The 13,501-nt window shown below is 55.6% G+C and carries 12 protein-coding genes; 6 read left to right on the top strand and 6 right to left on the bottom strand.

Going from position 1 to position 13,501, the window contains the following annotated elements; all coding sequences use genetic code 11:
• Positions 1-206: 206 nt before the first annotated feature.
• The 6 genes from DBAC_RS08520 (at position 207) to DBAC_RS08545 (ending at position 7,686) form a co-directional block, all read left to right on the top strand.
• The gene (locus tag DBAC_RS08520) at positions 207-1,406 is read left to right on the top strand and encodes an MATE family efflux transporter (protein WP_015773882.1); all 1,200 of its coding nucleotides are present in this window, start codon (positions 207-209) and stop codon (positions 1,404-1,406) included.
• Between the two features lie 10 nt (positions 1,407-1,416).
• Positions 1,417-2,703: a nucleoside/nucleotide kinase family protein gene (locus tag DBAC_RS18390; protein WP_143890862.1), complete on the top strand. Its 1,287-nt coding sequence runs from the start codon at positions 1,417-1,419 to the stop codon at positions 2,701-2,703.
• A 260-nt stretch (positions 2,704-2,963) separates the two neighbouring features.
• Positions 2,964-3,719, top strand: coding sequence for a phosphotransferase family protein (locus DBAC_RS08530; protein ID WP_167320926.1), 756 nt, complete (start codon positions 2,964-2,966; stop codon positions 3,717-3,719).
• On the top strand, positions 3,710-4,930 hold the full coding sequence (locus DBAC_RS08535; protein WP_015773884.1) for a glycosyltransferase family 4 protein: 1,221 nt from the start codon (positions 3,710-3,712) through the stop codon (positions 4,928-4,930). Before DBAC_RS08530 ends, DBAC_RS08535 begins: the two co-directional genes overlap by 10 nt.
• 48 nt (positions 4,931-4,978) lie before the next feature.
• Positions 4,979-6,457 carry an O-antigen ligase family protein gene (locus DBAC_RS08540; protein ID WP_015773885.1) on the top strand — a complete coding sequence of 493 codons (1,479 nt, stop codon included), beginning with the start codon at positions 4,979-4,981 and terminating at the stop codon, positions 6,455-6,457.
• The gene (locus DBAC_RS08545; RefSeq protein ID WP_015773886.1) at positions 6,454-7,686 is read left to right on the top strand and encodes a glycosyltransferase family 4 protein; all 1,233 of its coding nucleotides are present in this window, start codon (positions 6,454-6,456) and stop codon (positions 7,684-7,686) included. The genes DBAC_RS08540 and DBAC_RS08545 overlap by 4 nt, the downstream gene beginning before the upstream one ends.
• A 130-nt stretch (positions 7,687-7,816) precedes the next feature.
• On the opposite strand, the gene DBAC_RS08550 is transcribed toward DBAC_RS08545, so the two are convergent.
• From DBAC_RS08550 to DBAC_RS08575, 6 genes are all read right to left on the bottom strand, one after another.
• Complete coding sequence (locus tag DBAC_RS08550) at positions 7,817-8,902, bottom strand: M23 family metallopeptidase (protein ID WP_081434403.1); 1,086 nt, start codon at positions 8,900-8,902, stop codon at positions 7,817-7,819.
• A 130-nt stretch (positions 8,903-9,032) separates the two neighbouring features.
• On the bottom strand, positions 9,033-9,425 hold the full coding sequence (locus DBAC_RS08555; protein WP_143890863.1) for a hypothetical protein: 393 nt from the start codon (positions 9,423-9,425) through the stop codon (positions 9,033-9,035).
• A 478-nt stretch (positions 9,426-9,903) separates the two neighbouring features.
• On the bottom strand, positions 9,904-11,214 hold the full coding sequence (locus DBAC_RS08560) for a TRAP transporter large permease (protein WP_015773888.1): 1,311 nt from the start codon (positions 11,212-11,214) through the stop codon (positions 9,904-9,906).
• The gene (locus DBAC_RS08565) at positions 11,211-11,696 is read right to left on the bottom strand and encodes a TRAP transporter small permease (RefSeq protein ID WP_015773889.1); all 486 of its coding nucleotides are present in this window, start codon (positions 11,694-11,696) and stop codon (positions 11,211-11,213) included. The genes DBAC_RS08560 and DBAC_RS08565 overlap by 4 nt, the downstream gene beginning before the upstream one ends.
• Positions 11,697-11,775: 79 nt before the next feature.
• Positions 11,776-12,780: a TRAP transporter substrate-binding protein gene (locus tag DBAC_RS08570; RefSeq protein WP_015773890.1), complete on the bottom strand. Its 1,005-nt coding sequence runs from the start codon at positions 12,778-12,780 to the stop codon at positions 11,776-11,778.
• Between the two features lie 53 nt (positions 12,781-12,833).
• Positions 12,834-13,430 carry a TetR/AcrR family transcriptional regulator gene (locus DBAC_RS08575; protein ID WP_015773891.1) on the bottom strand — a complete coding sequence of 199 codons (597 nt, stop codon included), beginning with the start codon at positions 13,428-13,430 and terminating at the stop codon, positions 12,834-12,836.
• Positions 13,431-13,501 lie beyond the last annotated feature (71 nt).

Raw genomic sequence — 13,501 nt, forward strand, 5'->3', positions numbered from 1 at the left:
GCCTGACTTATACCGCATACAATACTCCATGAATTATCCGATAGACGATGCAGCAATTCAAATATCCGGATTCAGGCACAACAAGACTAGAGCGTATCAAATAACAACCATGCATCAACCACAGATCAATTTTGTGTAAATCTCCAACACAACAGCATGAAACACGTGCTTCCCTTCGGAATTGGACAGGAAGGGGCTTTTGGGCCGTGACCGATCAGGCCCTCTTTGCCGGAGCCAATTTTCTGGTCAGCATCCTCCTGGCCCGCTGGCTGGAACCGGCAGCATACGGGGCCTTTTCCTTGGCCTATGCAATCTTCCTGCTGCTCGGCACCGTGCATACGGGCCTCTGGACCGAACCCATGCTGGTCTACGGCTCGGGACGCTTCCGCGAGGCTTTCACCTCATATCAACGGATTCTCCTGCGCTCCCACTGGCGTTTCGGGGGCGCTGCATGTCTTTTCTTTCTCGTGCTGCATCTGGGATTTTGGGTCTGCGGAGCACGTGAAATCGCGCTGAGCTTCCTTGGACTCTCCCTCGCGGCCCCGACCGTGCTGTATTTATGGCTCGTGCGCAGGGGGGCATACGTGCTTCTGAAACCACGCCTGGCCGCCCTGGGCGGAGGGTTTTACCTCCTCCTCTACCTGGCCCAGACGTTCTTCTTTTTACGCACGAACACACTCAACACCTTCACCGCGCTCCTGGCCATGGCCGTGGCCGGCCTCGTTTCGGCGGAAACTATCCGATGGCGCATGAATACAGAAACCGAGCAGGTCGTGGATGCAGAGGAAGTGCACAACCTGCATTGGCACTACGGACGCTGGGCACTGCTGGCGGGAATATTTTCCTGGGTGCCGGGAAATATCTTCTATCTCATCCTGCCCGCATTTCATGGCTTTGAGGCCGCAGCGCATTTCAAAGCACTCATGAACCTGCTGATGCCGATTCTCCACGTTAACGGAGCCCTGGGACAACTTCTGGTGCCGGGGATGGTGCGGGCCGTGGATCAAGGCAAGCTTCTACCATTTGCATTAGCCAACCTGGCGGTCCTTTCGACACTTGCTTCGCTCTATTGGCTCTTACTCATCGCCATGGGTCCACAATTCATGGAGTGGATGTATGGTGGGAAATACACTCATGATGCAGACTGTCTCCTCTGGCTTGGCCTGTTGCCGGTTTTGGCGGGCGCCGTCTCGGTCATGAATTCAATGCTCCGGGCATTGGAGAAATCAGATGCTGTAGCCCGTGCGTATGCGCTTATGGCCGGATTTTCGTGTATAGTTGGATTATTTTTAATCTCAAATACAAAAATTCAAGATGTATTTTTATTATATTTCTTTACATATATTTTTGGAATTATAATTTTTTACTCATACACAAATAAACTAAATATTCATATCACAAACTAATGAGATAATAGTGAAAAATATTGATCATTTTATAAATTTTCTCAAAAAAAATAGAGATTACACACTACTACGAAATACTGATGTAAAAAAACATGTAGAAAATGGTGGAGATATTGATATATTATCTAATGATTTTAAATGCTACATGACAAACCTTTTAACATCGACCGATCTCCCATTAATGTATATAAACAGAAGCTATCTGCATTCTTTTTTCTGGAAATGGGCCCATATTGATATTTTCACTTCCATTGAGTTTCGTGGGGCCAATTTTATTTCAAATGAAGAAATAATTTCAGCCAAAATTATAAACTCTAACGAATTACTTGAAGCCCCCCTTCATATTCAAGCGCTGGTGTGCTGGCTTTCCAACTTGCTCTTGGGCGGCTTTTTCAAATCAGAATACAAATCCATGATTATCCAAGCAGCCCAGGAATCAGGAGAGGCTTTCCATGCGTCCCTTGAATACGCCCTTGGACCGGTTTGGGGTCAACGTTTGTTCTCCTTGGCATGCGAGGAAAGACCTGAAATTTCCGAAAAATGGATACGGCCACTTCGTCACGCGCTATGGTGGAGAGCTTTCAGGCGTGCACCCTTCACCACCCTCACTCGTTGGGCTATTTATCGGAAAAATCAAATATCACGTTGCGCAAATCCTCCTGCGCCTTGGGTTGCAATCCTCGGGTTGGATGGAAGTGGAAAGAGCACCATTGCAAAATCCATTAAAGAAACACGCGGTCGTGGCAAACCATTTATGGATGTTCACATTACACATTGGAGACCGCTTTTTTTCCATAAGAGTCAAGACATGGGTCCAGTTGTCGAACCACACGACAAACCGGAGCGTGGGACTCTTTCCTCCTTGGCCAAATTGGGCTTTCTCGTTTTGGAATGGATTTTCGGATTCTGGCAATACGTTCTGCGTCCAAGAGCAAAGGGCCAGCTCGTAATTTTTGACCGCCACTACGTAGACCTTCTGGTTGATCCCCGCCGCTACCGCTACGGCGCTCCTCTCTGGGCAGCGCGACTGATTGGCACCCTCATCCCCAAACCGGACCTATTCATCCTCCTTGATCTTCCGGCTGAAGTGGCACGTTCCCGTAAGCCGGAGGTTTCCTTGGATGAAGCCCGGCGACTGAGGAAGCGCTATCTGGATCTGCCGCGAATCTTGCCGAACGCGCATGTGGTCAATGCCGCCCGCCCCCTTGATGAAGTGGTCGCCGAGGTGGAAGAAATCATCCTGACGGCGCAGCAGAAACGGACCACGGCGCGGATGTGTAAAGCGGGACTGCTGTGAACTGGGCAAACTTTTTCCCGGAAGGCACGCACATCTTGGCCATGCCCGATTGGAAGCAACCGCGCCTTTTCGTTTCAGCCCAACCACGAGGCCTGCGCTGGAGGGCGAGCAGGCTTTTTCCGGCGACGACACTGCTGGCTCGCGTGCGCCGCTGGTTGCTGCGGGGATGGGCGCAGGTTCCGGGCCAAACGCGCCAATCTCATGTGCCGTATGTTTTGCGAACGCGCCTGCCCGAAATGTGGGATCACAATGTCCTACCCGTGGCGGCACTGCTGGGAACCCCGGGTCCGGCGCAAAAGCTGGTGGTGCAATTCGCAGACGCCAATGGAATCGCGGTGGGATACATGAAATTCGGGGAGAGTCCGGCCGCCATGCGCCGACTGGAGCAAGAATTTCGCGTGCTGACCGGTCTTCCAAAAGGCCTGGGACCTGAGGCGCTCAAACTGGAAAAAATCGGAACCGGGCTCGGACTATTTCTTTCCGCCTTGCAGGGTTCCCCTTTGCCGGGCCGTGTAGCGCCCTGTGCACATACGATAACGCTGCTGCGCAGATTCCAGAACGGCGCAGAATCGCTTCCGGTGCACGACCATCCATGGCTGCAACGCGCCCTTCGCGCAAACCCTGCTGCCGCACCCTGGATCGAAATATTGGAATCCCGGCCGTGGCCGGTGACAGCCATTCATGGAGACTTGGCTCCTTGGAACATTCTAACCGGTCCTCATGGGTTGCATTGCGTAGATTGGGAGTGCGGCGCACTGGATGGATTCATCGGCAGTGATGCGGCACATCACGTCCTTCAAACGGCTTTTTTGCTCAAAAACTGGACTCCGGAAAAGGCAAGACTGAAGTCCACGGATTGGCTTTCGCAAAAAATGGAATTTGAACCGCGTGAAGCAGAGGCCGTGGTCCGTCTCACGGCCCTCATGGCTCGCCACGAGAGCTTGACGGATGGCCATGCCGCAGATGCCCCCTTACAGAAGTGGCGTTACAAGGTCTGGGGTGAGTTGTGCGACTGAAAATTCTTCTGTCGGCCTACGCCTGCGAGCCAGACAAAGGCTCCGAACCCGGGGTGGGCTGGAATTTCGCCCGGCACATGGCCGAGCGTCACGAAGTGTGGGTTCTCACCCGATCCAACAACCATCAGGCCATCGAAGATGAGTTGACTCGAAACCCGGTTCCGGGGCTGCACTTCATCTACCATGACCTTCCGGCCTGGGCCCGCTTCTGGAAGCGAGGCCAAAAAGGCGTCCAACTCTATTACTATCTCTGGCAACTCACGGCCATTCCCGTGGTGCGTCAAATGCACCGTGAGATGAAATTCGATCTGGTTCAGCACGTGACTTTCGTAAAATACTGGGCACCGAGCGCCCTGGCATTTTTGGACGAGGTGCCTTTCATCTGGGGGCCGGTGGGCGGCGGAGAATCCGCGCCTCTGCCATTCTGGCCATCCTTTGGGCTCCGGGGGATCATTTACGAAACCCTCCGCAGCTTGGCCCGAAGACTAGGCGAATTGGATCCCTTTGTGCGCCGCACTGCGCGACGTGCAACCCTGGCCCTGGCGACCACTCCGGAAACCGCATCCAGGCTCAGACGAATGGGGGTACAGCAGGTAAAAATTTTCGCTCAGCTTGGCCTGTCAGAAGAAGAACTGACGTTGCTCAGCGCCCTCCCCAATTCATCTCATAACACCATAGTTTTTCTGAGCCTTGGACGTCTTCTCCACTGGAAGGGTTTTCACCTGGGAATCATGGCTTTCGCCAAAAGCGGGCTCTCCGACGCCCAATACTGGATCTTGGGCGATGGCCCGGAACGGAGACGCCTGGAACGCTTGGCAAAACAACTAGGCGTGACTGACCGGGTCCATTTCTTCGGCCAACTCCCCCGCACTGCGGCGCTGGAATTGTTAGGCCAGTGCCACGCGTTGATCCACCCCAGCCTGCACGATTCCGGCGGATGGGCGTGCATGGAAGCCCTGGCCGCCGGTCGCCCGGTCATCTGTCTGGATTTGGGCGGACCGGCAGTGCAGGTCGCTGATGAAACGGGATTCAAAGTCGCCGCCCGAAATCCGGATCAGACTGTGGCCGAATTGGCAGAGATCATAAGACAATTAGGGACCTCGAATGATTTATGGCGACAGATGGGCAATCACGCACGGCAACAGGTTCAACAAAACTGCTGCTGGCCAAACAAAGTGAAAGTCTTGAGCAAACTCTACCGAGCACGATAAATGGCGCAACGCATAATGAATAGCACACAGCACGGGACATGACCGAGCATGCGAAATAAACTCACAACCAAAAACTTTGGAATGGAGTTGCGGGATTCACGGACTGTCACTGTCTCGCGCATTCCTGCCACTCACCGCCTACGCGGAACGGCACGTCTCTTCGTCTTCATGTTAGGACTTGCGCTAGTCGGATATACCTATGGAAACAAAGGATTCGCCTACATCGGAGTTGCTCCGTTTTATATAGACACACTTATCGTCGCCACGGCAGTGCTCGCGCTCATTTTGCGTCCGCGCTGCTTGAGAATGATTAAGGATCCGACCATTGCACTGCTTTTATTGTTCATGATTTGGGGAACCGCACGAACGATTCCATTTGTCGAGATTTATGGAATAAACGCGCTTCGCGACAGCGTGGTCTGGGCATGGGGAACGATTGCCCTGGTGGTCGCCCTCCTCGTTGCCCAGGGCTTGTCGCTGCATGCCGTAGCATCATGGTACGGCACGACCATGAAGTGGTTTGTTGCATGGATCACTCTTACGTTCCCTTTATACATATTCCTGGGCGACATGCTTCCACGTTGGCCGTGGGGGCCGGATGGGGGAGTGCCAATCATTGTTTTCAAGGGGGGCGATGTTGGCGTCCAACTCGCTGGAATCATCGCCTTTTACCTTGTCATAGCTCCATCAATGCCAAGCAGGGGTCCCATGCTGCCAGCGTGGATGACGCTACCCTGCTGGCTCGTAAGTTTTGTTATCGCTGCGTCCATTAATCGTGGCGGATTTCTTGCCCTGCTTATTGCATCTGCTTTTGTCGCCTACAACGCCCGATTCAAACGAGTTGGATTATTGGGACTTGTTTTTGGCCTGTTCGTCCTGGTTGGCGTGTTCAGTTCAGCCAATGACATGTTGCCGGAATACAGGCGTGGAGATCGCGCCATCAGCATCGAACAGCTTTCTAACAACATTCAAAGCATATTTTCCGATGTCGATAATTTTGGAGGAGCCGGAACCAAACGTTGGCGCCTGGAATGGTGGAACTCGATCATCGCATACACTTTCGACGGGGAGTATTTCTGGACCGGCAAAGGGTTTGGAATCAACCTCGCTGACGACGACGGGTTTCAGGTTACGGCCGATAAATCGCTACGCAGTCCGCACAACGGTCATCTGACCATCCTCGCTCGCATGGGAGTTCCCGGTTTTGTAATCTGGATATTGTTTCTCCTGACACTCCTATCCAGGCTATGGAGACGTTACAAACAGTGGAAACGCCTAGGTGAAGACTTCCACGCCAGCGTTTGCATCTGGGTACTGACCTTTCTAGGGGCAGCCCTGATCAACACGGCCTTCGATGTTTACCTTGAAGGGCCAATGGGAGGAATCTGGTTCTGGTCGGTGGTTGGCTTGGCCATCGGCTTGATCAATCAGAGACATGAGACCAAGGGCACGCCAGAGCTTTACCCAATGGGACGAAGCCCTAATGTCCCCTCAATCAACATAAGCTCTTGTCACATGTGGCGATGAAAATCCTCATCCTCCACACTCACTACCGACAGCCAGGTGGTGAGGACCAGGTTTTTGCCGCTGAGACTGCCTTGTTGCGAGAAAAAGGACATGCGGTGCAAACCGTTGCCTTCCACAACCGGGATTTGGAGGTCATGCCGTCCTGGAAGCAAGCCAAGAATGCAATGTGGAACAGGACGGCGTACCTTCAGGTGAGGGAAAGCATCAGAAGATATCACCCCCACTTGCTGCATATCCACAACACGTTCCCTCTGGCCTCGCCCGCCGTCCTCCACGCGGCCAAAGCCGAGAAGACTCCTGTAACCCTGACTCTGCACAACTACCGGCTGATCTGCCCTGGTTCCCTGCTCATGCGCAGTGGCCAGTTGTGCGAGGACTGTATCGGCAGAAAGATTCCTTGGCCGGGGGTGATCCACAAATGTTGGCGCGGCTCAAGGACGCACACCGCAGTGGCGGCGACCATGCTTGCCACGCAACGTTTTCTGAAAACCTGGTCCGAGCAGGTTGCCCTTTATATCGCCTTGACCGAATTCTCGCGAAAAAAATTCATCCAAGGTGGGATTCCGGGCGACAAGACCGTGGTCAAGCCGAATTTCGTAACTGACAGCGCGCTAAGCGAGGCGAACGAAGTCACAACTCACGGATTACAGAACGCATTTCTGTCATCAGAGATCCCCCCCTATGCCCTCTTCGTCGGCCGTTTGTCTCCGGAAAAAGGCATTCAAACCCTGTTGCAGGCATGGCGCACGCTGCCGGAGATCAAGCTCATAGTAACCGGAGACGGCCCTCTCCTGGGTGAGACTCAACGTTTTATTCACCGATATAATATGAAGGACATTTTGCTTCTGGGCAGACAGCCGCAGGCCGATGTTTTGCGACTCATGCATGGAGCGCGGCTCCTGGTGTGCCCATCAGAATGCTACGAGAATTTTCCTATGACTCTTGTTGAAGCCTTCGCCAGCAGCCTGCCCGTCATTGCCTCCCGCCTTGGTGCAATGGCTGAGATCGTCGAGGATGGCCGCACGGGGCTACTCTTTGAGCCAGGTAATGCGCACGACCTGACGAATAAAGTGGCCTGGGCCTGGGCGCATCCTGAAGAGATGGCCGAGATGGGCAAAGAAGCCAGGCGCGAATACGAAGCCAAGTACACGGCGGAAAAAAATTACGGAATGCTGATGGAGATTTATGAACGGGCCATCGCAAATCATGGCCGGGGAAGTTGGAAGTAGTTTTAAAGTTGTAGATTATTTACAGCGACATGGCAGGAGATAACGAGTTGCATGGACATTTGCGATATGGTCGCACAAAACAAGAAGAGCTGAAATCCGTATGGCGTAGCAGTCATTATTTCCGATCTCCTCACGGCACCTCAATCCCGCGCACCACCGACACCACATCCCCCGCCCCCTCTCTGGTCAGGCGGAACTCTCCCCGATAGAAGCCGGGCTGCCAGCCTTTGCCTCTTTTTTTACCCACGTAGCGCATGGCCTGGGCCTGGTGGCGGTCCTGGGTTGTGCGGGATTCGGCCAGGATCTGGCCGTCCGGACCCACGACTCGCAGGGTCCAGACATCCCCTGACCGAGGCCCGAAAACCTGCACGCCGAAGACCAGGACGTCCGGATCGCCTGCACGGCCTTCGATCCAGCCGTGGCGACGCAGCAAGGCAATGGGATCTTTGGGCGGCGCGTTGAAGAACCCGGCCTCAAGAAGCCCGCTGGCCCGGTAGGTCAGCACGGGGGAATGTAGCGCGGCCCGACTCCAGAGAACTTCGCGCGGCCCGCCGCAACCGCCGGAAACCAGCCCCATATACGGGTCCACAGGTCGGTCCTGATGGCGCACGCTGATCTCCAGATGGGGAAACTCCGTGATGCCGGACAACCCCACCAGCCCGAGGACGTGCCCGGCCTTGACGTGTTGACCCGAGCGCACGGCCACCGAGCCTCGCTTCAAATGGCTGTATTGGGTCTCAAAACCCCCTCCATGAACCACCACGACAGCGTTGCCCGCCCCGCGCCCTGTCACCGACGCCTTGCCGCGCAGAGAAATCTCCCCTTCCGCCTCGCCATCCCGCACGGCGCGCACCACCCCGTCGGCAACGGCCAGCACCGCCACTCCCCGCTCCATGTCCGCGTAGGAAATCCGGATATCGGTGCCCGTGTGCGTGTCGTAGGAGAGAGGCCCGCAGACATAGTCAGCGTATGCGGGTGAAGGGTCGTGATCGAAATAGTTCTGCGGAGCGCAAAACTCGGCCCCGGTGCAATTCACCGGCAGTTCCATGGAAAAAGCCCGGGCTGAAGCCGGCAGGAAAAAGAGCCCCGCCAGCGCGAGCATCACGCTCATAAGCATTGTGACCGGATGCGCTTCAAGCAGTGCCGGCACGTTGAAATCATAACCGTTCAAGTCCTGGAAGCTAACCGTCAGCCCGTTTTGCCGATCACGCATCATTGTCTCCTGTCGCCGTCCGTCACCGCTGTCCGACACTTTGACGCACCCAGTCTCTGCCGTCGAATCTCGATCCGGCTACGCAGGGCCTCCAATTTGTCCCTCCAAGTCGCCAATAACAGTGACAGAGCCCTCAGCTCCCGCCGTGCTCACTCAAAAGAAGATACAACAGGCCCATCTTGCCTGCGGATTTCGCCGCATCATCGAAGGATATGTCGCCCGTGTCCTGTTTCTTGCCCGCTTTGAGGGCAGCACTCAAGGATCGATGCAAATTTTCAACAGGGACAACGGTTTCACAATCGCACTTATCCCATTTAACCCGACACATATCTCCATCAAGAGTGGTGATGTATCCAGACTCGATACGTGTCGTACTCCCACGCAGCACAACGACATGCACTCTGTTTCCATCACTCCAGGATAAGGCTGAAGAATATGCCGCGTTAGCAATAAAAATAAAAACGCATACTATGAAAACGATTGTTTTTTTACTGACACAGGTTGCCTTCATTTCATGACCATCCACGTTCGTCCCTCGTCGATCAAAAATTCTGCAAAAAAAGAAGATACCAATCTGACATTAAAGGAATACACACATATTTATATTATAAAATAGGCAAAATCACGACAAAACGCACAAAAATATCCGTACAAATATTTAGTCACTCCTAAAAAAAATATATAATTTAAACGTATCGAGATCACTGCGAATAGGAGCGAGGACCCTGAGCGTCATTCCCGCGAAGATGAGCCCGGCATGGAGGGGCGGGCTCGTACCCGCCAGGGTGATTTTTTGACTTTCAGGGAGTTAAAAAGGCAGGCGCCCCTTCTTCAAGGGGATGACGGCTTTTTACCGTGACGTCATTCCGGGACGCAATCATAACCGCCACCGTGAATGCGATTTCATGGACCATCAGAACGAAAGAGGCCGGAATTTTTCCGGCCTCGGGCGAGTTGAACAAAAAACGCGACGCGCGAGCTCATGCGTCACTTAGGCCAGCCCCTTACATCAGGGACGGCAGATAGGTCACTATCTGGGGGATGAAAAACAGGATTGCAATGCCGATGACCGTGGCCACCAGAAAGGGGTAAATGCCGCGAAAGATGGATTCCAGGCTGATGTTCTGCTTCATGGCCGTGGTCACGCCGTAGACCACATAGACATTGATGCCCACGGGGGGCGTGATGACCCCCATCTCCGTGACCAGCACGATGATGACCCCGAACCAGATGGGATCGTAGCCCAAGTTCATGACCACGGGGTAAAAGACCGGAACGGTCAGCATGATCATGGCCAGGGAGTCCATGAAGCATCCGCCGACAAAATAGATGAACACGATGATCGCCATGACCGCCAGGGCCGGAATTTCAAGGCCGCCGATATAGCTCGCCGTGGTGAAGGGGATGCGGGTCACGGCCAGAAATTTGCCGAAAACCACGGCACCGGCCACCAGAAAAAGAATCATGCATGAGGTGCGCAGCGTCTCTTCCAGCGACTTCATGATCAGCCGCCAGTTCAGTTGCCGCCGCGCAAGGCCCAGCACCAGGACGCTCACCGCCCCCACCGAGGCCGCTTCCGTGGGCGTGAACCAGCCCTTGAACAGCCCCGTCAGAACCACGGCGAAGATGATCAGGGTGTCAATCAGGCCGGTCAGAGACCTGAACCGGGCCGCCCAGGAGAAATGTTCGGCCACGGGACCGTATTCGGGATGACGGCGGCAGGTGACATAGACGGCGCACAGGAAAAGAGCGGTCAGCAGAAAGGCGGGCAGGATACCGGCCACGAAAAGCTGCCCGATGGACTGCTCCGTGAGCACCCCGTAGATGATCAGCACCACGCTCGGCGGCATGATCATGCCGAGCCCCCCGCCCGCGGCCACCGCTCCCGCCGCCAGACGATCGCGGTATCCGAAGCGCTTCATCTCCGGAATGGCCACCGTGGCCATGGTCGCGGCCGTGGCCGGGCTGGACCCGCAGACCGCGCCGAAGGCGGTGCAGGCCGAAACCGTGGCCATGGCCAGTCCGCCGCGGATGTGTCCGAAAAAATGGTACGTCGTTGAAAAAAGACGCCTGCTGATGCCCGCGTTGAAGGCCAGTTGCCCCATGAGGATGAAGAGGGGAATGGTCGTCAGGTCGTAGGAGACAAAAACCTCGTACATGCTGCGGCTGAGCATGTTCAACCCGCCCTGAACGGAAGTCAGCACGGAAAAACCCACCAAGCCGACCACGCCCATGACAAAGGCCACGGGCATGCGCGTGGCGAAAAGCAGGAGCATGATCGCTATGCCCAGAAATCCGATACCGGCCGGGCTCATGATTTTCTCCACTGCAGCAGAAAAAGCAGCAGGTCGACGAACATGGTCAGGGTGGCCACGGCGAAGCATGCGCCAAGGGCGTACAAAAGATGGTACTCGGGCAAACCCAGGTTCATGGAGACCTCACCCGAAAGATGCTTGTCCCGGGCATACGCGAACATCATGACCGTGACCGTGGCAAAAAAGGCCACGGACAGGGTTTCGCGGAATAGCTTGAGCCGACGGCGCACCGTGGTCGACATCAGCTGCACGAAGACCTCCACCCCGATGTGCGAACGATGGGAATGGGCGTACGGCAGCGACAGCCCCAGCGCCAGAACGGCCAGAAAGGTGACGACCTCTTCGGAGCCGAAAATGGGGCTGCGATTGAGCCGCCCGGTAATGTCGGCCACGGTCAGAAACGACATGCCCAAAAGGCACAGGCATCCGCCGATACGCATCACGCTTCCGATGCGGGCCAGAATCTTTTCAACGATCTCCACGAACACTCTCCCGTTCTTGCATGACGCAGGGGCAGGAGCCTTGCGGCTCGTGCCCCTGCGACTATCCGACAAAACCAGACTATTTCAAATTGGCGCGCATGAATTCAAGCACGGCCTTGCCGTCCGCTCCGACCTTGGCGCATTCGGCCTCGTATTCGCCGAAGATGGGTTCCATGGCCTTGGTCCAGCGCTCGGCCTCGGCCGGGTCCAGGGTGACCACGGCGTTGCCCTGCTGGGCCAGGAAAAATTCCAAACCTTCCTTGTCGCTGTCATCCCAGGCCTGCCCGTGTTTGGGCGTCCATTCACGGCTGACCTCGGTCATGGCTTTTTGCACCTCGGGGGAAAGGGAAGCCCAGACATCCTTGTTGATGACCACGAAAAAGGTGGTCGTGTAGGCCACGGCGGTGGTGTCCGTCAAATAGTCAACAACCTCGCCCATTTTCCAGCCCTTGTTGGTTTCAACGGGATAGATTCCACCGTTCACCACGCCCTTCTGGATGGACTGGTAGGAGTCGGGCATGGACATGGCCACCGGATTGCCGCCCAGGGCGGAGATGACGCTTGCGCTGTTGCCGGTGGCGCGGATCTTCATGCCTTTGATCTCTTCCATGGACGTGACGGGCTTGCCTGCGGTGTGCAGTTTGCCCGGGCCGTGGGCGTGAAAATACAGGACATGCACGTCGTCGAATTCCTTGGGCTTGAACTGCTCGTACACGGCGTTGGCCAGCGTTGTGGCCTGCACGCCGGTCGTGTAGCCCATGGGCAGATCGACTCCGGACAGAACCGGGAAACGCCCCTTGGTGTATCCGAGGGCGGAGAGCCCGATGTCGGAGATGCGCTGGACCACGCCGTCATAGCAGTCCTTGGGCTTGGTCAGGGTTCCGGCCGGATAGTAGTCGATGACCACTTGGCCGTTCGAGCGCTTCTCGACCTCGCGGCACCACTCTTCGGCCAGGATCGACTGGATATGGGTCGGGGGGAAGAAATTGCTGTAGGACAGCTTGACCGGCCCGGCAGCCATGGCCTGCGCCGAAAATCCAAGAACGATGAAAGCCAGGGTCGCGATCCGTACGAACAGCCTCATGACAACAATCCTCCGTGTGAAAAAGTAGGGCCGCGCACCATGCGCGGGCCCGATTATTCCTGGTCGTCCAGGGCGTTGGCCAGGGCCAGCTTCATGGCTGCCCGGCGAAAATCCTTGCGGTCGATGGTTCCCGTCCCGAGCAGGGAATGAATCAGAAAACCCTCGAACAGGGCCGTGTTCAGCGCTCCGATCTTGCGCGCCGGATAGCCGTTTTTGACGTAGGGCGCGACGATGTCGTCGAAAATTTCGTTGGAGAGGCGATAGAGGGACTGGTTGAGCTGGCCGCGCAAATCCTCGTTACGGGAGGCATGGATGGTGAATTCAAGAAAGACCGAGCTCCAGTTGCGGTCGTCGATCATGGTCTCCAGAAAGTCGAGAATGCGGTCCATGACCTCTTCCAGGCTGTGGGCATCCTGCAGAGCTGCGTCACGCATGGCGCGGTAGGACTGCATCTTGATGGCGATGATGGCCAGCATGATCTCGTCCTTGCTCTGCCAGTGCCGGTAGAAATTGCCCTTGGCATACCCCGCGTCGGAGGTGATCTCGGCCACGGTGGTGGCGACGAAACCTTTGGCGGCGAACAGTTTTTCCGCCGAGTCCAGCAGTTCGCGCTGCGTCTGGAGTGATTTTTCCTGCTGTTTTCTGGCCACGGGGCTCCTTTTTGGATCATGGTCACAAAGTGACCGGAAGTCATTTTGTGACCATGTATTCGCAGGACCCG

Source organism: Desulfomicrobium baculatum DSM 4028, assembly GCF_000023225.1.
GTDB classification, from domain to species: Bacteria; Desulfobacterota; Desulfovibrionia; order Desulfovibrionales; family Desulfomicrobiaceae; genus Desulfomicrobium; species Desulfomicrobium baculatum.

Coding starts and splice junctions, on each gene's coding strand:
- DBAC_RS08540 (WP_015773885.1), top strand. CDS start 4,979: ATGCGAAATAAACTCACAACCAAAAACTTTGGAATGGAGTTGCGGGAT.
- DBAC_RS08545 (WP_015773886.1), top strand. CDS start 6,454: ATGAAAATCCTCATCCTCCACACTCACTACCGACAGCCAGGTGGTGAG.
- DBAC_RS08550 (WP_081434403.1), bottom strand. CDS start 8,902: ATGATGCGTGATCGGCAAAACGGGCTGACGGTTAGCTTCCAGGACTTG.
- DBAC_RS08560 (WP_015773888.1), bottom strand. CDS start 11,214: ATGAGCCCGGCCGGTATCGGATTTCTGGGCATAGCGATCATGCTCCTG.
- DBAC_RS08570 (WP_015773890.1), bottom strand. CDS start 12,780: ATGAGGCTGTTCGTACGGATCGCGACCCTGGCTTTCATCGTTCTTGGA.